The organism is Halobacteriovorax sp. GB3 (assembly GCF_028649655.1).
Lineage (GTDB): Bacteria > Bdellovibrionota > Bacteriovoracia > Bacteriovoracales > Bacteriovoracaceae > BSW11-IV.
In genome coordinates, this window is the sequence record NZ_JAQSLN010000001.1 from 131258 (window position 1) to 148757 (window position 17500).

The 17500-nt window shown below is 38.6% G+C and carries 19 protein-coding genes; 9 read left to right on the plus strand and 10 right to left on the minus strand.

What is annotated here, in order from left to right:
• Window positions 1-184 precede the first annotated feature (184 nt).
• Complete coding sequence (locus HBN50_RS00630; protein WP_443135160.1) at window positions 185-811, plus strand: thymidine kinase; 627 nt, start codon at window positions 185-187, stop codon at window positions 809-811.
• A 13-nt stretch (window positions 812-824) separates the two neighbouring features.
• Window positions 825-1637 (plus strand): uracil phosphoribosyltransferase, encoded by an 813-nt coding sequence (locus HBN50_RS00635; protein WP_273867091.1) that lies wholly within the window; start codon window positions 825-827, stop codon window positions 1635-1637.
• Window positions 1638-1643: 6 nt separating this feature from the next.
• On the opposite strand, the gene HBN50_RS00640 is transcribed toward HBN50_RS00635, so the two are convergent.
• Window positions 1644-2906, minus strand: coding sequence for a M48 family metalloprotease (locus HBN50_RS00640; protein ID WP_273867093.1), 1263 nt, complete (start codon window positions 2904-2906; stop codon window positions 1644-1646).
• 145 nt (window positions 2907-3051) lie between these two features.
• On the opposite strand from HBN50_RS00640, the gene hpt reads away from it, so the two are divergent.
• From hpt to HBN50_RS00655, 3 genes are read left to right on the plus strand one after another with little or no spacing between them, the layout of a single operon-like run.
• Window positions 3052-3567 (plus strand): hypoxanthine phosphoribosyltransferase, encoded by a 516-nt coding sequence (gene hpt, locus HBN50_RS00645; protein WP_273867094.1) that lies wholly within the window; start codon window positions 3052-3054, stop codon window positions 3565-3567.
• The gene (locus HBN50_RS00650) at window positions 3560-4573 is read left to right on the plus strand and encodes a GHMP family kinase ATP-binding protein (RefSeq protein ID WP_273867095.1); all 1014 of its coding nucleotides are present in this window, start codon (window positions 3560-3562) and stop codon (window positions 4571-4573) included. The genes hpt and HBN50_RS00650 overlap by 8 nt, the downstream gene beginning before the upstream one ends.
• Entirely contained in the window at window positions 4573-5517 is a 945-nt protein-coding gene (locus HBN50_RS00655) for a hypothetical protein (protein WP_273867096.1), read from the plus strand. The genes HBN50_RS00650 and HBN50_RS00655 overlap by 1 nt, the downstream gene beginning before the upstream one ends.
• Here HBN50_RS00655 and HBN50_RS00660 read toward each other — a convergent pair.
• Window positions 5486-5965: a hypothetical protein gene (locus HBN50_RS00660; protein WP_273867097.1), complete on the minus strand. Its 480-nt coding sequence runs from the start codon at window positions 5963-5965 to the stop codon at window positions 5486-5488. The two genes, HBN50_RS00655 and HBN50_RS00660, sit on opposite strands and share 32 nt — an antisense overlap.
• A gap of 23 nt (window positions 5966-5988) precedes the next feature.
• On the opposite strand from HBN50_RS00660, the gene HBN50_RS00665 reads away from it, so the two are divergent.
• A complete protein-coding gene (locus HBN50_RS00665) occupies window positions 5989-6933 on the plus strand; it encodes a calcium/sodium antiporter (RefSeq protein WP_273867099.1) in 945 nt (314 codons plus the stop codon).
• A 12-nt stretch (window positions 6934-6945) separates the two neighbouring features.
• Here the strand turns inward: HBN50_RS00665 and smpB are convergent, their stop codons facing one another.
• The 3 genes from smpB to tsaD are packed head-to-tail and all read right to left on the minus strand — an operon-like array spanning window position 6946 to window position 9327.
• Entirely contained in the window at window positions 6946-7395 is a 450-nt protein-coding gene (gene smpB, locus HBN50_RS00670; RefSeq protein WP_273867100.1) for an SsrA-binding protein SmpB, read from the minus strand.
• A gap of 4 nt (window positions 7396-7399) precedes the next feature.
• Window positions 7400-8200 carry a 16S rRNA (adenine(1518)-N(6)/adenine(1519)-N(6))-dimethyltransferase RsmA gene (gene rsmA / locus HBN50_RS00675; protein WP_273867101.1) on the minus strand — a complete coding sequence of 267 codons (801 nt, stop codon included), beginning with the start codon at window positions 8198-8200 and terminating at the stop codon, window positions 7400-7402.
• Complete coding sequence (tsaD, locus tag HBN50_RS00680) at window positions 8197-9327, minus strand: tRNA (adenosine(37)-N6)-threonylcarbamoyltransferase complex transferase subunit TsaD (RefSeq protein ID WP_273867103.1); 1131 nt, start codon at window positions 9325-9327, stop codon at window positions 8197-8199. Before tsaD ends, rsmA begins: the two co-directional genes overlap by 4 nt.
• Before the next feature lie 76 nt (window positions 9328-9403).
• Between tsaD and HBN50_RS00685 the strand changes: the two genes are divergently transcribed.
• The gene (locus tag HBN50_RS00685) at window positions 9404-10231 is read left to right on the plus strand and encodes an alpha/beta hydrolase (RefSeq protein ID WP_273867105.1); all 828 of its coding nucleotides are present in this window, start codon (window positions 9404-9406) and stop codon (window positions 10229-10231) included.
• Between the two features lie 38 nt (window positions 10232-10269).
• Here HBN50_RS00685 and HBN50_RS00690 read toward each other — a convergent pair whose 3' ends face one another.
• Window positions 10270-10629, minus strand: a complete 360-nt coding sequence (locus tag HBN50_RS00690) for a hypothetical protein (protein WP_273867107.1) — start codon at window positions 10627-10629, stop codon at window positions 10270-10272.
• A 296-nt stretch (window positions 10630-10925) separates the two neighbouring features.
• Between HBN50_RS00690 and HBN50_RS00695 the strand changes: the two genes are divergently transcribed.
• Both HBN50_RS00695 and HBN50_RS00700 read left to right on the plus strand, forming a co-directional pair.
• On the plus strand, window positions 10926-11963 hold the full coding sequence (locus HBN50_RS00695; protein ID WP_443135155.1) for a sugar ABC transporter substrate-binding protein: 1038 nt from the start codon (window positions 10926-10928) through the stop codon (window positions 11961-11963).
• A 10-nt stretch (window positions 11964-11973) separates the two neighbouring features.
• Entirely contained in the window at window positions 11974-14151 is a 2178-nt protein-coding gene (locus tag HBN50_RS00700) for an ATP-binding protein (protein WP_273867109.1), read from the plus strand.
• A gap of 30 nt (window positions 14152-14181) precedes the next feature.
• Here HBN50_RS00700 and HBN50_RS00705 read toward each other — a convergent pair whose 3' ends face one another.
• Genes HBN50_RS00705 through pal form a run of 4 tightly spaced genes read right to left on the minus strand, consistent with a single transcriptional unit; the run spans window position 14182 to window position 17451 of the window.
• A complete protein-coding gene (locus tag HBN50_RS00705; RefSeq protein ID WP_273867110.1) occupies window positions 14182-15804 on the minus strand; it encodes a multiheme c-type cytochrome in 1623 nt (540 codons plus the stop codon).
• Window positions 15805-15813: 9 nt separating this feature from the next.
• Window positions 15814-16593, minus strand: a complete 780-nt coding sequence (locus HBN50_RS00710) for a tetratricopeptide repeat protein (RefSeq protein WP_273867111.1) — start codon at window positions 16591-16593, stop codon at window positions 15814-15816.
• Window positions 16594-16624: 31 nt separating this feature from the next.
• Entirely contained in the window at window positions 16625-16927 is a 303-nt protein-coding gene (locus tag HBN50_RS00715; protein ID WP_273867114.1) for a DUF4398 domain-containing protein, read from the minus strand.
• Between the two features lie 2 nt (window positions 16928-16929).
• On the minus strand, window positions 16930-17451 hold the full coding sequence (gene pal / locus HBN50_RS00720; RefSeq protein ID WP_273867115.1) for a peptidoglycan-associated lipoprotein Pal: 522 nt from the start codon (window positions 17449-17451) through the stop codon (window positions 16930-16932).
• Window positions 17452-17500 lie beyond the last annotated feature (49 nt).

The window sequence follows — 17500 nt, forward strand, 5'->3', positions numbered from 1 at the left end:
GCGTTTACAGAATGCTTGGGCCCTGCGAAAATATTTAAAGCTTTTTACACACAGAAAGTCGAGACAATACACAACACAGTCACCCCCGATTTTGTGAGAGACACACATCTACAGTCACTATTTTGGGAAAAGACACATTGATGAAAGGAGTTCGAAAGTGTCACCTTTTGGAGTAGGTCAAGTTATGACAGGCGGAATTGAAGTCATCTGCGGACCCATGTTTTCTGGGAAAACAGAAGAATTAATTAGAAGAGTAAGAAGAGCGCAGATTGCTCGTCAGAAGATTCAAATCTTTAAACCAGGGATTGATGATCGTTATCACGAGACAGATGTCGTGAGCCATTCATCGCAAGCCGTTAAGGCAACTCCTGTTAAAGACTCAATTGAAATTCTACAAAGGCTCTATGATTCAACGAGAATTGTGGCCATTGATGAAGTTCAGTTCTTTGATGAAAATATTATTAAAGTAATCATGAAGCTTGCAAGGCGTGGTATCAGAGTTATTTGTGCTGGTCTTGATCAAGATTATAGAAGTGAGCCGTTTGGGCCAATGCCACATCTTCTGGCCGTTGCTGATGAAGTTGTGAAAGTTCAGGCCATTTGTACTGTTTGTGGATGTCCAGCGACAAAGACTTACAGAAAGCCAAATGTTCAAACAAAAGATCAAGTGCTCGTAGGTGAGACAGATCTCTACGAAGCTCGTTGTCGTTCACACTTTGATTATTTTGGAGAAGAAGATGATCTTCTCGCTTTTTCTGTTAAGATTGAAAAAGAAAATCATCAAAGTTCTGCAACGATAGCAGAAGTATAAAAAGGTTGGGCCAGTGGATCAAAGTTATGTGAATCAAAAGTACTCTCTTAGCGAAATTAAACATCACTATGGAGAGAATGTTCACATTCTATCTAATCCTATGGCCCAAAGCTTTCTCACAAAACTCTCTTCCCCAAATGCCGTTCAACCCATTTTAAATTCATACATCGAATATCTCTACAGTACTCTTTTAGAAGCTGTTGTTGGGCACTCGTTTCCAAGAGTCAAGGTCCAAACAGATACGAGAATGAAAGAATTTAGTGAAAAAGGGACACTCGAAATTGATGTGATTGATCCTAATACTCACATTGTTTCTGTGGATCTTGCGCGTGCCGGAATTTATCCAAGTCATCTTTGCTACCATCATTTAAACTTCATTCTCGATCCTAAAAATTTGAGACAAGACCACTTCTATGCCCAAAGAAAAGTGAATGAAAAAAATGAAGTTGTGGGAGTTGATGTGACGGGCTCAAAAATTGGTGGCCCAGTAGATGATGCGATCATTCTACTACCTGATCCGATGGGAGCTACTGGTGGTTCTCTTTCTTATGCAATCTCTCACTATAAAAATGAAGTGAAAGGTAAGGCAAAGAAATTCATTTGTATGAACTTAATTGTTACCCCTGAGTATATTAAACGAATGACAACTGATCATCCCGATGTTGAGATTTTTGCTCTTCGAGTCGATCGTGGACTTTCTCCAAAAGATGTCTTACTCAAAGAGCCTGGACAGGAGTGGGACCGTGAGGTTGGCTTAAACGAGCATCAGTATATCGTCCCCGGCGCTGGTGGGGTTGGTGAAGTTCTTAATAACGCCTTTATTTAATTTCTATTACTTAATAGCTTCGTAGTACTTTTTGATTCGATAGGCCCTGTAGCATGGTCGTTGATGTACGGAATCACTTCTTGCTGCCTTTGGTGCAATCCCTTTTTCTAGTTGTTCAAGACACTCTTTTTTTCCTTCCTTAGAGAGGTCTGCGAGCCAGTAATCAAGTGACTTTTCAATGTTAAAACCAGACTTCGTAAGGATCTTTGTGGCGATCATATCGGCTTCATCTTCAGTAGAGTAGAAGTGAAAATCATCAAAGACATCTTCGATCACTTTCATTTCATCTGATACACTTTTAGAAAAGGTGAGAATTGCATTGATAACATTTTCTTCTTTATTAAAATTCGAGATTAGCTTTTTAATGACCTTCTTTTCTTTTTCCGATTTACCTGCAAAGAGAAGTCTTTCATAACCTCTTTGAGAGATATCAAGTGATTGTCCAACCAATTCCTTGAAGTCCACTTTCTCATCTTCAAAGCATACTTTGGCAGAAGAAACAAAGAGTTTAAGTTGCTTATCAAAATCAGTTTTTTTCAAATCAAAACTATCATTTTTAGCATTGTAGTTTTTAGAAAGAATCCACTTCCAACTCATGAAAGCCTCTTGTGCTACCTGACAGCTTTCTTTTTCTTGATCCATGCTAAGCATGAGGTAGTGAAAGAGCTCGCCAGCGAGATTCGAATCCCCGCCCCAGAAACTATAAGGTATTCCCTGTAATTCATCGTCAAGGTGTGTTCCAATGAGATTGAAAAGTCGAAAGTACTCTTTAAATTTTTCTAATTCTTCTGTATTTGCTTGAGGATTACAATCGATGCGATCGTCTTTGTGATATGTACCAAGTAGTTCACCATCTCCAGAAAGAGAGTTATGAAAAGAGTAGAGATGAACAAGTTCATGGGCAATGACAAACATGATTTCTTCTTCAGGTTTCTTTAGAAGACCTGTTGTCAATTTCACACCATAAGGTTGTTCTGTTGTATAACCACTGACACTAGCACCATCTCCACTGACTACAGCGAGAGCTGGACTTTTTAGGTCTTTAAATTGTGGGTACTGGGCCTTAAAAATTTTGAAGACTTTATCGAGATATTTTCGCCCTTTAATGTATTCATCTGTTTCTTCTGGATAGGGCATATCCCATGATCCATCTGAAAGTAACCAAGACTGATATTGCTCATCAGACATCGGAATGAGGTGATCAGTTCTCATTTTTGAGAAAATTGTAGTAGAAATAAAAAAGACAAGTAATAAAGTCGTGTATTTCATAGATCTTTTTAAGAGCAAAAACAATGCCATTTATTGTGCCTTTTATTAGGAGTTTATCTTTTATTTTAATGTCAGATAAATGAATTTGTCTAAGGTTTGGTCACTGGTTATAATTTCCTATGTATCCATAATAAGGAGTAAGACTATGGCCCATGACGTTTTAATCTCAAAAGAAGACATTCAAAAGAGAATTCAAGAGCTTGGTGAACAAATTACAAAAGAGTACGATGGTGAAGAACTTGTCGTTGTAGGTGTTCTCAATGGGGCCTTTATGTTTGTTGCCGATCTTGTTCGTGAAATTAAATTACCAGTGCATTTAGAGTTTATGGCGGTATCTTCTTATGAAGGAACTAAGTCGACGGGGGAGATTAAAGTTAATCTCGATTTAAAAGAAAGTATTGCAGGTAAGAATGTACTGATTGTTGAAGATATTGTTGATACGGGCTTAACAGTAAAAACTCTAAGAGGTATTCTACAACAGAAAGGTCCAAAATCTCTTCGTTTAGCTTCTCTTCTTTATAAACCTTCTCGAAATGTTCATAAAGTGGCAATCGATTATCTCGCATTTGAGATTGAAGATAAATTTGTTATCGGGTACGGGCTCGATTTTGATGGAAAGTTCAGAGAGCTTCCTTATATTGGAGTTTATAGTCATGGTTAAAGTTTCTGGTTCTGTTCGTGTTGATCTTTTAGGGGGAACGCTTGATTTAAAACCAATAAATCTCATTCTGCCAAATGTCTTAACGCTTAATCTCGCGACATCGTTAAAGGCTGAGGTTGAAATAGAAAAAAGCGGTAATGATCAATTAAAGATTATCTCTTTGGATTACGATTCGGAGTTTGATTATAAATTATCTGACTTATCGCAAGAGAATTTTCAAAGTGATTTCTTTGGACCAATGAATTTCGTTTGCCAAATTATTAATGAATTCTCTCCTAAAGAGGGATTAATGATTAAGCTAAAATCAGGTTCTCCTGCTGGAGCTGGTTTAGGTGGCTCTTCATCTATGGGAGTAACTTTGTATAAGGCCCTAAGCGAATACTTTAATAAATCAGTAGATCGTGTCAGCGCGATTAATACAGTTAACGATATCGAGGCGAGAATTCTCGATTCTGGTCCAGCTGGTTATCAGGATTATTATCCGGCCCTCTTTGGAGGAGTGCTGGCCCTTAGGCCAAATTACTCGAAAATTGATGTTGAACAACTTTACTCTGATGAACTTGTAAAAGAGTTGGAGTCATCTTTGACATTAGTTTACTCGGGACAAACGAGGCTTTCTGGAATTAATAACTGGGAAGTTTATAAGTCATTCTTTGATAAAGATGAAAATGTAAGAGAGGGACTTGGAGAAATCGCGCGATTAACGAGTGAAGCCTATAAGGCCATTAAAGAAAAGAGATTTTCGGATCTCATTACTCTCATTGGAAAAGAAGGCGAGCAAAGAGAGAAGCTTTTCAGTGGAATTGTCTCTCCTGAAATGAAGTCTCTTTACCAAGAAATCAAAGAAGAAGTAGGTGAACTTGGAATGAAAGCTTGTGGTGCCGGGGGCGGTGGCTGCTTTCTTCTCATTCATAGTAAAAAGAACCAAGAAAAGGTTCGAACTCTCGTCATTGAAAAGGGAATGAGTGTTTTAGACTTTTCTGTCGATGCCCCAGTGGAAGCTTAATGAGTGTAACGAATATTGCCGGAATTAGTATGAAGGGTGGAAGAAGTGATAACTTCATCTTCTGCCTTCTTGAGCATTTTGAAGATAACGATCGTTGGTTTTTAAAGTCTCTTCTTCAGGTGAAAGATGAAGATGGTCTCGACGGTAATGATGCTATTAGAACATGGATTGAAAGTTATGAGATCACTGATCTTGTCATTGATTTTCCTCTTTCAAGTCCTGAATGCCAAGAGTGTACTCTCGCTTGCCCTGGAATCTCACGTTGCCCACAACCATCAGTTGTCCAAGTGAATAAGCAGATCAAAGAGATTTTAAAAGTTGACGCAACGACAAGGCATGAAAACCCTAAGCGCTATGAACAAGAGAGAAATGTAGATGATGAAGTTCACTTTTCTCGCGATATCTTAGAATCAGATGCGAGTGATCATATTCTCTCGCGCTCTTACAAGAGAAGACTTAAAAAGGGCTATCTTCCTTATTGGAATCGCCCGATTGATTTATTTATTTGGAATCGCTACTACGACCAACTTCTTCATCTTTTTAAGTCCATCTATGATTCTTTTGGAAATACATCTCTAATGATGCTCTCTCGTTTTGCTTATTTGAGAAGACATTTTCCAAATTCTCTTAAACTCCATGAGAGTAATGTGAACCTTAGTCTCATTGAGCTGCTTCGAGCTAAGGTGATTTTGAAAAAAGATATTATCAATATGAGTGATCTTGATCTTGGACCTGAGGCGAGATTGGACATCATTAAGAAGATTGAATCATCTCAAAACGTTTTTATTTATGATAAAGATCTTGAAACACTCGTTAAGAATCCAAGGGCATTTGATTCATTCATTTTGGCCATTTCAGGTCAATGCTATCAACTTTCTTCAACGAGAACTCTTCCCGATTGGGCAGAACCTTCTAAGACTCGCTTTCTGATTCCGAAATTTTAAAGCGATGATCTTTCTGATCGAGTAGCCCCTTGGTGCAAATTCCATAGAAGACACTGAGGGGAAGAAAGGTGAGCATTGATAAAGGTGAGCTTACCCAGCTTAGAAAGCATCCAATTGCCGCACTTCCCATATAGAGTTTGAGATAATTTCTAGAAAATGGCTTTGAAAAATAAAAAGTGGAATAGATTAAAAGATGCACGACTAAGATGGCCACGAGTATAAGAATTAGCATTTGAGAGAAGAGCTGATAGAGCTCTGCTTTCATGCTTTCGTTCATGACGAGTCCCTGAACTTTAAGCTGCACCTCGAGTAATTCGTTATACTTAGCAAAGAACATTTCTTTTCGCTGCCAAAGCCAATTTAAAATGATCAGATCTCCCGATATTCCGACGAAGATTGTTAGAAATTTGAAGTTTTTTTCGCTAATATGTGCCCATAACTTATTCATAGAAAAATTATGGAGCACACATAATGCTACTTCAAGTCTTTTTATTGGTCCTGGCCATTGTCATGCTTTACTACGGAGCTGAATTTGCTCTTGAGTCGGCCGAAAAAATTGGTCTATATTTCGGACTTTCTCCACTTGTTATCGGACTCGTCATTGTTGGTTTTGGAACGTCTCTACCTGAGTTCTTTGTTTCTCAACTTGCGACTTTTAGAGGAGAGAGTGGAATTGCTCTAGGGAATATTGTTGGATCAAATATTGCTAATTTATTTTTAATTCTCGGGGCCTCAGGTCTTTTTGAAACGCTCTACATCCAAAGACAAGAGATCAAGATTCAGTTTATTCTTCACCTCGTACTAACTGTTCTTTTAACGATCGTTCTCTTTCAAGCAAAGCTCTACGTTTGGTGTTCACTACTTCTTCTTGGATTCTTCTCTTTTTATATGTGGGATACTTTCAAGCAAATGTCTAAGCAGCGCCATCTCACTCACTTTGATTCGCACGATGAAAAAGTTCAACTTCACGCAATGGATTTTGTAAAACTCCTTGCTGGTTTTGTTCTTCTTTATGGTGGGGGAGAGGTTCTTGTAAGTTCTGGTACAGAGATTGGAAAGATCGCTGGAATTAGCCCTTATGTTATCTCTGCTGTCTTTGTGGCCTTTGGAACTTCATTTCCTGAACTTGTGACGGCACTACTAGCTTGTTATAGAAAGAAGAACACGGATATCATTACGGGAAATATCATCGGATCTAATATCTTCAATGTCTCATTTGTTTTAACAAGTCTTGGGATTTACGATGTCTCTATTGATCAATCATTTAATGTTGAAATTGGGGTCTTGATGTTTGCCTCAGTCTTTTTACTGGCATTAGTTTATATGAAAAAGAACTTCGCTCGCCTTTCGGGAGCGATCTTTCTTTCTCTTTACATTGGTGTGGTTTATTACTGGGCCACGAATGCACCAGTATAAGAAAAGGCTTTTTTAATCGTACTGACCACGGCGAAGTTTACGTTCAACGTCCTTCTTCGCTTCGTCTTGTCTCTTGTCATGAAGTTTCTTACCCTTGGCAAGAGCAATTTCTAACTTCACATTTGAGCCTTTAAAGTAAATCATTGTTGGAACAATCGTTAGTCGCTCAGCTTGTGACTTGTGAGCGATGCGAGCGATTTCTTCATTGTGAAGAAGTAGCTTTCTCGTTCTTCTCTCGTCGTGATTATTGATATTTCCAAATTCATAGTGAGGAATATTGATATTGTGGGCCCAGACTTCGCCTTTTGAATCGATAGAAATGTGAGCTTCTGCAATCGTTACTTTTCCATTTCGAATACTTTTTACTTCTGTACCAACTAAAACCATTCCCACTTCAAACTTCTCTAGAAGTTGAAAGTCATAGCTAGCTCTTTTATTTTTGGCGATTACTTTTATTCCCATAGTTTTATCTCAATTCTTTATACAGATTAATGACTGATTCAAGTGACAGGGCCTCGGCCCTAATCGTTCTTTCAATGCCACAGGCCTTGAATGCTGATTCTAGTTTATCTGACTGGTAGTGCCCCTTCAAGACCTTACCTAATTGTTTTCTCTTCATGGCAAAGAGCTTTCTCAAAAAAGACTCGAAAACTCGAAATTCAGAAAGTGGAACTTCTGGGTTTTCTTTTCTAGTCATTGTAACGACGGCCGAGTCAACTTTTGGTGGTGGTTGAAATGCTCCCGGAGGTACTTTGCAAAGGAGTTCTACATCAAAGTAGTTCTTACTTAGGGCCATTAGACTTCCCATGGCCTTTGATTCTTTTGTCATAAAAGGAGTGACTTTATCGGCAACTTCTTTTTGAAACATAAGAGTCATATATTTGATCTTATCGCATTGAAGAAAGTTGATAAGAAGTGGAACTCCGACATTGTAAGGAAGGTTAGAAACAAGCCATAGATCTTCAGTTGGAAGATTCATTGTCTCAATAAATTCATTGAGATCCACTGTTAAAGCATCTGTTAGACGAATTCGATCACTTGCTAAGAAGGCCTCGAGAATTTCAGGAAAGCGCTCATCTTTTTCAATGACAGCAAAAGGAAGACCGTGCTCTGAGAGGTTCTTTGTTAGAATCCCTGGACCAGGCCCAACTTCAATAATTCCCTTCGCTTTATCTTTGAAGTCATCAGTAATAGATGTAATGACTTTTTGATCGCGAAGAAAGTGTTGTCCTAAGTCTTTATTAGCGTAGGGGAGTCTTTCGCTCATGGGCGCTTTCCTTGCTTTTTTTGTTCGAGCTTACTTTTCTTTGCAATATCGAGTTTTTCTTTTTTAGTAATAAAACGCCCTCTCGCATCGAGTGTGAGACATTCTGGATAAGAGATTGCCTGATCATTTGTACGAAAGGCAAGGTTTGCGATCATCGCACCGTTGTCTGTACAAAACTTTGGATTAACAAAGAAGACATCTCGATAACTTTCTGTGAGAACTTTTCTAAGATAACTATTACAAGCAACTCCGCCACCAACGATAATAGGAAGGGTCTTTGAACCAACCTTTTCATCGGCAAGGCGAATAGCGTATTTCAATTTTAATTTTAGAGCACTCACAATGGCGTGCTGATATGAGGCGCAAATATCGTGAATCTCTTCAGGATAGCTCTCTTTGCTCAGACCTTCACAAGAGTATTGAGGATTTTGCTCAATAAATTGACGTAGGGCCGTCTTTACACCTGAATAGCTTAGATTGGCATTGGCCGAGTTTTCTAGACCAATTGGAAATTTAAACCTCTTTGGATCTCCCTCTTGAGAGAGATCATCGATGATTCTTCCGGCCGGATAACCAAGCCCCAAGATCTTTCCACCTTTATCAAAAGCTTCTCCTGCGGCATCGTCGAGAGTTGTTCCAAGAATTTCAAATGAATCTGGACCGTGAACGAGCATATAGAGAGAATGACCACCACTAACGAGTAATCCAATATAGGGATAGCCCACTGTTTTAGTAAGATGAATCGCTTCTAGGTGAGCGTAGAGGTGATTGACTGGACGAATGGGTGTCTTGTGAAAAAGAGCGAGCGACTTCGCTCCATTGAGACCAGTTAATAGGGGTCCAAGGAGTCCTGGGTGAGTCGTAACGCCGATGAGGTTTACTTCACTAGGAGTGACTCCTGCATCGGAAAATGTCTTTTCTAAAAGAGGGACAAGTTTTGCTAAGTGATTTCTCGCGGCAATTTCTGGTACCACACCGCCCCATTTATCCAGGAGTTGCTCCTGAGAGAAGGAATTGTGCGCCAAAAGAGTTGGTGGCGAGTTAATATCGTCACTATAACCCTTAATAAGGGCTATGGAAGTGTCATCACAGCTAGTTTCTATTCCCAAAACAATCTTTGTAGTCATAATCTAGCAATACTAGCATAATAAAAGTGTTTATAAAATGCTTTGGGTCGATCAGGTACCTTAGACAGGGGATTTAATGAAATTTATACCTCTTTTAATTCTCGTTTTTTTATTGAGCGGATGCTCTGGGCTTCTTTATTATCCCGATCAGATTATTTATTCGACGCCTAAGCAGTTTAAGCTCGATTACGAAGATCTCTATTTCAAATCTCTCGATGGCACAAAGTTGCATGCCTGGCATTTGAAGACAAAGGCAAAAAAGAGAAAGGGAGTGGTTCTCTTTTTTCATGGCAATGCTCAAAATCTTTCAAGTCATTACCTCTCTCTTGCTTGGATGGTTAATAAAGATTATGACCTTCTCATCTTCGATTATCGTGGCTATGGAAAAAGTGAAGGCGAGCCCGCCCCTGAGAGTGTTCATCTCGATGCCCTATCGGCGCTAGATTATGCCCATTCTATGATTAAGAGTAATGAGCGCTTTATCGTCTATGCCCAAAGCCTTGGAGGGGTGATCTCACTTAGGGCCATGATGGATTTTAAAAAGAGGGCCGATATCGATTTAGCTGTTTTTGATTCTACTTTTAGTTCTTATGAAGAGATTGCAAGAGATAGACTTTCCTCTGTTTGGCTTTTTTGGCCGCTTCAGCCTCTGGCCTATGTTTTAATGGATGATGAATATGCTTCGGCCAAGTGGATATCAAAGTTTGATCGACCAACTCTTGTCATTCACTCCGAAGATGATCCAGTTGTTCCCTACCGCTTTGGAAAAGAGATCTATGAAAAGCTAGAGGCACCAAAAGATATGTGGTCTCTTAAAGAGGTCGGTCATATTTCTACTTTTCATGGCAAGACTTATAGCTACCGAAAAAAGTTTTTAGAGTATATAAACAAAAAGGCCCACTAATTTAGCGGGCCTTTTCTTTTGGGATTGGATATTTGAGGTTACTCTACAAAAGAGCGTTCAAAAACTAATTCTCGACTCACTTTCATTTTCATCTCAGATACAATCGCAATGAGGATTTCGCGATCAGAAAGAGTTTCAAGTGATTTAATCTCGTAACGAATTGTCGTTACAGTGTAAGAGAGATCAACGCTCATAGCGATCTTCTCTCCGTGCTGAGTGATTTCTAAGTATTGTTCAGCTTCAATAACAAAGTTAATCGTCGCTTCCTTCTCACTTCCTGAGTAAGACCAGATTTCAACAAATTCACCTTGAGTGACAATATTTTCAAGTTTCTGCTCACTAGCGTAGGCGTTAAAAAGACCAAAAGTGAGTAGGACAAGTGTGATAAGACTTTTCATAAATTCATTCCCCATAAATTTTTCAAGACGCGGGATTCTAGCCAAAGAGAGGGGCTATTGAAATCTTGAATTATTGCTATTGAAATATTTACAGGTGATTGTAATTATTGATTGTTAAGGAATCCTTACAATTAAATTTTTTGTTTGGGTAATCAACCAAAATATGGAATTATAGGTAAAAATTATTGTTCTTTATAAAAATTTAAGGAAAACACTAGCTTGGTGTCTCCTTATATAGGGTAAAATCAAGAAGCGTTGATTTATTTTGCGACTTGCTAGCATTTGATAGGTGAAAAATGAGGAATTTGGTCATTATATTAGCTTCATTATTTTCGATCACAGCTCTTTCTAAAGAGTTCAATATCGGCGTTCTCTACTGGTCGATGAATATCGAAGGGCAAGTGGCCATGCGAAAAGGACTTGAAGCTCAGGCCAAGGCCTTTAATGAAAATGCAGCGCTTAATAAAAAATTGCCTCGCGTTCGTTTGATTCCCTATGTTGCTGGAGATGGCGAAGGTGGAGTTGAAAATCAAATCAAGCAAATGAATATTCTCATTGAAAGAGAAGATATCGATCTCATTATCGTACAGCCAACTGATAATGCGGCCCTTGGAAAATCGCTTTTAAAGGCCAATGCAAAGGATATCCCTGTCATCGCTTACGATCAGTATATTGTTGAGGGGAAGCTCACAAGCTATGTCACTTCGAATAATTATCAAGCCGGATATCTTGATGGAGAGTACATTGGTTCACTTTATCCAAATGACTATGAAATTCAGTTGATCCTTGTTGAGTACCCAAAAGTTTCTTCCACAGTAGAGAGAGTGGATGGGTTCATTGATGCTCTTAGAAAAGATAAGCAGAAGTTCAAAGTATTAAAGAGTTACCATGCTGTTGAACCTGTTTTGGGAAAGGCCGCAGGGCAGTCTATTTTAAAAGATTTCCCACAAAAGGGATCAGTTGATGTTGTCTTCACGATTAATGATGGTGGAGGACTTAGTGTTGTTTCTGAACTTTTAAAGGCAGGCAGAAATGAGATTAAAGTTGCGACAATTGACGGGGACCCTAAATCAGTTGAGAATATTAAAAAAGGAAATTTAACTCTCATTGATAGTGCTCAATTTTGTGGTGAGATTGGTAGACATAGTATGAGACTTGCCTATGAAGTTCTTCTTGGAAAAGAAGTACCAAAGCGAGTTTTAATCCCAACGTTTCCAATTACAAAGGAAACATTGGATAAATATCATGGATGGCTCGGAGAAGTTCCGAATTCATTCAAAATGCCGTGGAAGAGATCGAAAACTTGGAATAATGAGTACAAAGAATTTAGATAGGTAAGTTGTAATGTTACCAAAATCAAAAGTAACGAGTGATTCGCTCTCCAACATCAATTTTAAGATTGGGATAAGTTTCTTTATCCTTCTATTCATTATTATCTCACTCATTCTTTCTGCTGGATCACTTCTTTTTAAAAAGGTTATCTACAGCTCTGAAGATAGACTCGCTAAGAGTATTACAAATGTTCTCTCTCTTTCAATTAATCGAATTAGCTTTTCTGGAAAGTATCACGCTCAAATTTTTACTGAGCAACTTCTAAGAAGAGAGCAGGATCTTCTCTACGTTATTATTGCCGATAACAAAGGGAACACTGTTGCTAAGAGTTTAGATGAATCTTTGAGTGAAGATATTAAAGTCGAGGGGATTGCTGATTTTGTTAAAGGGGGCCTGAGTCCAAATGACTATTACACTCGCTACAGAAAGTGTTGTAATGAAAGTGTGCATATTAAAGAAATCATCATGCCTTATAAAGGAAGTTACGATCGCGCTGTTAATGGGGTGATCGCTGTTGGGATTTCTACGGGAGCCGTTGAACGAGAGTTGTTTAAAAATAATCTTATTCTTCTATTGCTAGGGGTCAGTATTTCTTTTATTGGAATGGTTCTGATCTTTCTCATTTCAAATAAAATCTCCTTTCCAATTAGGCAGCTGGCCCTAACGTTCCAAGGAATTTTAAACCACGCACCTATGTCTATTGTTATTAGAAATATCAACGGGGATATTTTGGAGAGTAGTAAGAGTTTTCAAAAAAGTTTTTACCCCGAAGACTATGATGGTGAGTCGATAAAAATTGCCGATGTCATTTCTGAAAAGGATCTAAAAAAGATTCAGGGAATTGATGAGGTTGTTCTCGAAGATAATAAAATTGTTCGACGTGAATTATCGATCGATGGAAAGGTTGGAAAAGATTATTACACGGCCATTACTTTTAGTATTGAAGATGTTGAGCTTGAGTCTAAAAGAGATATGCTCTGTACACTTGCTTTAAATATTAATGAAGAAAAGGCCATTAAAGATGAACTCGAGAGAAAGTCTCTTGAAGCGAGAAAAGCTTCTGAGGCCAAGGGGAATTTCCTTGCGACAATGTCTCACGAGATTAGAACACCTCTTACTTCCATTATTGGTTTTATCTCTCTTTTAAAAGACTCTGATCTAACAGATGAGCAAAAGCGCTATTGTTACACTGCTCTTAATTCTAGTGAAAGCCTGCTTGCTATTATTAATGATATCTTAGATTACTCTAAAATTGACTCTCAAGAATTGCATTTGGATTACTCTGACTTTTCATTGAGAGAGACAGTTCAAGAAATTTCAGAAGTCTTTAGCTTTCAAGTGAAAGAAAAAGAAATTCATTCAAAAGTAATTGTCGATGAATCGATCCATGATTTCATTCGAGCAGATAAAATACGTCTTCGCCAAATCCTTGTGAATCTCGTTGGAAATGCGGTGAAGTTTACTAGTCAAGGAGAGGTTAGTCTCATTGTTTCTATGGTTGAAGAACTTGGTGAACAGCAATGGATTCGCTTTGAAATTAGAGACACTGGAATTGGACTCAAGCCTTCACAACTTGAAGTCATCTTTGATCGCTTTAGTCAGGCCGATAACTCGATTAGCCGTAAATTTGGTGGAACAGGACTAGGGCTTAGTATTTGTAAGCAGCTAGTGAATCTTATGGACGGAAAAATTTGGGCCGAGTCCACTTATGGTGAAGGGGCCAATTTTATCTTTACGATTCCAGTTGAAAAAGTTGATCGTCCTATTGTGACTAAAACAGCTGAAGGAAAAGATGAGGTTTCTACCACTTCAATGAGTGAGAAAGTTATTCTCGTTGCCGATGATGAGGAGAGTAATAGACGTTTAATCGAGCTCTTTTTAAAGAAGCTTGATGCGCAAGTTGAATTCGCTTCTAATGGTCAAGAGGCCTTAGATTTAGCAAAAGAGAAGCACTTTGATTTGATTCTTATGGATGTTCAGATGCCAGAGATGGATGGTGTTTCTGCTCTAAAGCATATTAGAGAAGACGAAGTGATTAATGATAAATCGAAGTCTCAAATTTATGCATTTACGGCCAATGTTTTTAAAGAGCAACTCGACCGCTATTCTTCAGAAGGATTCGATGGCCATTTCACGAAGCCATTTAAAAAGAAAGATCTCATCGACTTTATCAATTCAAAATTATCATAAAAAAAGGGCCTTGTAAGAAGGCCCTTTTTGTTATTCCATTGTTGGACAAGATAACTTTTTAAAATGTTGGTTAAAATCTTTGTCTTTAAGCTTTCGCGCTAGACCTTTTTCATCTTTGTCATACCACTGGGGTGATTGGTCTGGATCGTGACAACTAAGGCATTTATTCTTCATTTGGGCCTTTCTCGCATCCTTTGTAAGCTTGACTTCAGCATCTGTGAAAGGGTGTTCCTGGTGCTTATCATGACAGTTTAAGCACTGAACGTTGGCGTGATTGTGAGTAACTTTATACTTCTCATCAAGTGATTCCCATTTGAGAGCGATCTTTTTCACATTATTCTTAGAGAGAGCTCTAATTGAATCAACATTTGAGAATGCCTTTTCAACTTCTGCCCAGTAGGCCTTTGTCTTTTGATCGACATTTTCTTGGCCTTCATCAAATGTGACGACATCTTGAACGCGAGAGAAGCCTCTCTCATCAAAGAGCCCTTGAGTGTGGCACTTTACACAATCAGTATTGAAGTGCTCTTTTGCTTTAATGAGTGTTCCATAGGCAATTGAGTGAGGTGTTTTTTGCCAAAAGTCATATTGAGCATTATGGCAATCTCTACAAGAGACGGCCGGTGAAAACTTTGTGACCTGATGATTCTTTGAAAAGGATTCATTTTGTTCTTCAATTTGAATCTTTTGTAGCTTTTCTTTGTGCGCATCTAGGAAGCCATAAAACTCGTTGTTCTTAAGAAGTTTCCCTTCTTCTTCACGCATTTCATGAACTTTATAAGTCGGCTTTTTGCCTTTGGTAAAATCGAAGTTAATTTCACCAAGGTAGTGGTTTCTAGAAAGAACTTGAACAATGCGAGTCTTATTGACATCCCTTGTGTCTCTAAAAAAGCTTTGCGAGTGGGCTCCAATGATCCAATCAAGCTCTTTGAATTCTTCGGCCAATTTCTCATCCGTTTGAAAGCCAGAGTGGGAGAGAAGGATTAACTTGTGAGTCGGATCTTTCTCCTTGTAACCCTTAGTCTTTAAAAAGGTAATCATAGACTTTAAAGATGGTTTCACTGGAGTGAAATCTTTGGCGTATTCACTAGGAAGAATGCTTGGATCGACTATTCCTATAAAGTAGAGATTGTGACCTTGTGCCTTTACGAGGGCCCACTTTTTATGGGGAAGAACCTCGGAGTTCATATTAGAGATGATGTAATCAAATTGATTCTTTTTTTGCACTTCTTTTAAAAAATCATAACCAAGGGCAAAGTCTTGATCACCAGGGACCATGAAGGCTAGACCAATTTTTTTAAGACTGCTGGCGAGTTCTTCTCCAATGAATTTTTTGGAGCTCTTAACAGAGTCTGGAAGATTAGAACTTGGAAAGAATGTATCTCCTGTATCTACATAGAGAAGATGATTGGTCTTACTAATTTCATGAATGCGTCCGGCCACTTGGGGAAGACCTCCAAGAGGGAAGTGACGGCATCCGCAAGGGTGGGTCTCTCCATTGATATTGTGAGAGAAGACAATAGATAGAGGCTTCGAGTCACTTGTGGTGATGACATTTGGCCCTTCATCAATTTCGTTAATAATGTAGGAGCATCCTGCTGTAAGTAAACTCAGACTGGCAAGAGTCCAAGAAAGAATTCTTCTTTTTTTCATTTCTATCTCCTAGAGAGTTTTCAACATCTTTTTAGCATCTTGAGCACGTCTATGCTTAGGGAAACGCTTGATAAGTTCATTGAGAGTCTCTTTTGCTTGTTCTTTTTCTCCAAGACGAACAAATGTCTTGGCCAAGTGGAGTAGACCACTTCCGTTGTAACCCGATTTAGAATGTTCAGTGAAGAGTTTTCCGAAATAACCCATGGCCGCTTGGTTGTCTTTTTCGACATAGGCCATGATACCAAGGCTGTGAAGAATACGAGCTTCATTGGTACCTTTAAATTTTCCGCTAGCGAGCAAGGCTTCAAATTGTGGTTTGGCCTTGTTATATTTTCCGGCCTTATAATTTGAAATCGCTTGCTCAAACGGAGTCTTCTTTTTATTGCTTATTTTTTTTTTATTCGTCAAAGAATTGAGCGTTTTAAGAATCTTATTTAAAAACTTCTCTTGGGCCTCAAGTTTTGCCTCGATCTGAGTGATTGATTCTTTATAGGCCTTATTGCTCTCTTCAAGTACTGAGATCTTCTCGTGAAGTGTTGAGACACTCTGTTGAAATTCTTGTTTTGACTTGTAGTCCGTTTCTTCAATTTGACCCGAGACCATTCCTAGGCGCTCTTCAATTTGTTGCAGGCGAACTGTTGTATTGGCATTAACTTTTTGACCCTCTGTCATTTGAAGGGCGAGGTTATCAACCATTTGCTCTCTTTTAATTTCTTCTTGCGTCTTACATGAACTCGAAAGGATGAGTACAGTCGATAGGGCAACGAGGGATAAACCACGTTTATTCATTTTCAATCTCCAGTGATAGAACTTCTTTTTATTATAAGTTTTCTAGAGCTTTTTTGCGGACAGCGACAAATTCTGCCTTCTCTGAAAACTTCTTAGATAGGATAGCGTATTGCTTAGCTTTGTTGAAATATTTTCTACGATAACTTGAGCGCGCTTTGATGTAATAGAATTCGGCCTTACGATAAAGACCAGGGGCAAGTGTTTGGGAACTAGCATCTTTGGCCGCGAGAAAGGCAACTTGTGCCATGGCCATTTCGAGTTTAGGGCGTGTGGTCGCAAGACCACAGCCCATAAGAAAAATAAGTAATGTTGATGTTACTAATTTTCTAAACATTCTTACTTAGCAGTTACTACGAAGTTTCCTCTTCTGTTTTGTGACCATGCACTTTCAGTGTGTCCAAAAGAGATTGGTCTCATTTTACCAAAAGAGATTGTTGTAATTCTTGAAGACTCAACACCAAGAGCTACTAGGTAGTTCTTAATTGCTGCAGCTCTTCTTTCACCAAGTGCAAGGTTGTATTGAACACCACCACGCTCATCACAGTGACCTTCTACTTGAACCTCTACAGTTGTGTTCTTTTTAAGGAACTCTGCGTTGTTATCTAGAGCGGCTTTCGTGTCCGCTTTAAGGTTTGCTGAGTTGAAGTCAAAGTAAACAGTTTGAAGTGAAGCAGCTTTTCCTGAGTCACTATCAGCGTTTAGTTCAAGGTTAGCGATATCATTTGAAGCACCCATGTCATTTGCCATTTCAGTTGGAGTATTCGTCTCATCAGCTTTCTTTTGAGATGAACCACAACCTGTAAGTGACATAGTCGCAGATAGGATTAGAGTTAGAGCTAGTGCATTAAGTTTTTTCATAAATTCTCCTTATAGAGTTCATATTTTCAAAGATGAATAATAACCTGTA

Excerpts from the sequence above, each read along its gene's own strand:
- HBN50_RS00690 (WP_273867107.1), bottom strand. The coding sequence starts at position 10,629 with ATGAAAAGTCTTATCACACTTGTCCTACTCACTTTTGGTCTTTTTAAC.
- HBN50_RS00695 (WP_443135155.1), top strand. The coding sequence starts at position 10,926 with ATGAGGAATTTGGTCATTATATTAGCTTCATTATTTTCGATCACAGCT.
- HBN50_RS00630 (WP_443135160.1), top strand. The coding sequence starts at position 185 with ATGACAGGCGGAATTGAAGTCATCTGCGGACCCATGTTTTCTGGGAAA.
- HBN50_RS00665 (WP_273867099.1), top strand. The coding sequence starts at position 5,989 with ATGCTACTTCAAGTCTTTTTATTGGTCCTGGCCATTGTCATGCTTTAC.
- HBN50_RS00650 (WP_273867095.1), top strand. The coding sequence starts at position 3,560 with ATGGTTAAAGTTTCTGGTTCTGTTCGTGTTGATCTTTTAGGGGGAACG.
- rsmA (WP_273867101.1), bottom strand. The coding sequence starts at position 8,200 with ATGAGCGAAAGACTCCCCTACGCTAATAAAGACTTAGGACAACACTTT.
- HBN50_RS00700 (WP_273867109.1), top strand. The coding sequence starts at position 11,974 with ATGTTACCAAAATCAAAAGTAACGAGTGATTCGCTCTCCAACATCAAT.
- HBN50_RS00685 (WP_273867105.1), top strand. The coding sequence starts at position 9,404 with ATGAAATTTATACCTCTTTTAATTCTCGTTTTTTTATTGAGCGGATGC.
- HBN50_RS00660 (WP_273867097.1), bottom strand. The coding sequence starts at position 5,965 with ATGAATAAGTTATGGGCACATATTAGCGAAAAAAACTTCAAATTTCTA.
- HBN50_RS00705 (WP_273867110.1), bottom strand. The coding sequence starts at position 15,804 with ATGAAAAAAAGAAGAATTCTTTCTTGGACTCTTGCCAGTCTGAGTTTA.
- hpt (WP_273867094.1), top strand. The coding sequence starts at position 3,052 with ATGGCCCATGACGTTTTAATCTCAAAAGAAGACATTCAAAAGAGAATT.
- HBN50_RS00715 (WP_273867114.1), bottom strand. The coding sequence starts at position 16,927 with ATGTTTAGAAAATTAGTAACATCAACATTACTTATTTTTCTTATGGGC.
- HBN50_RS00655 (WP_273867096.1), top strand. The coding sequence starts at position 4,573 with ATGAGTGTAACGAATATTGCCGGAATTAGTATGAAGGGTGGAAGAAGT.
- smpB (WP_273867100.1), bottom strand. The coding sequence starts at position 7,395 with ATGGGAATAAAAGTAATCGCCAAAAATAAAAGAGCTAGCTATGACTTT.
- tsaD (WP_273867103.1), bottom strand. The coding sequence starts at position 9,327 with ATGACTACAAAGATTGTTTTGGGAATAGAAACTAGCTGTGATGACACT.
- HBN50_RS00710 (WP_273867111.1), bottom strand. The coding sequence starts at position 16,593 with ATGAATAAACGTGGTTTATCCCTCGTTGCCCTATCGACTGTACTCATC.
- pal (WP_273867115.1), bottom strand. The coding sequence starts at position 17,451 with ATGAAAAAACTTAATGCACTAGCTCTAACTCTAATCCTATCTGCGACT.
- HBN50_RS00640 (WP_273867093.1), bottom strand. The coding sequence starts at position 2,906 with ATGAAATACACGACTTTATTACTTGTCTTTTTTATTTCTACTACAATT.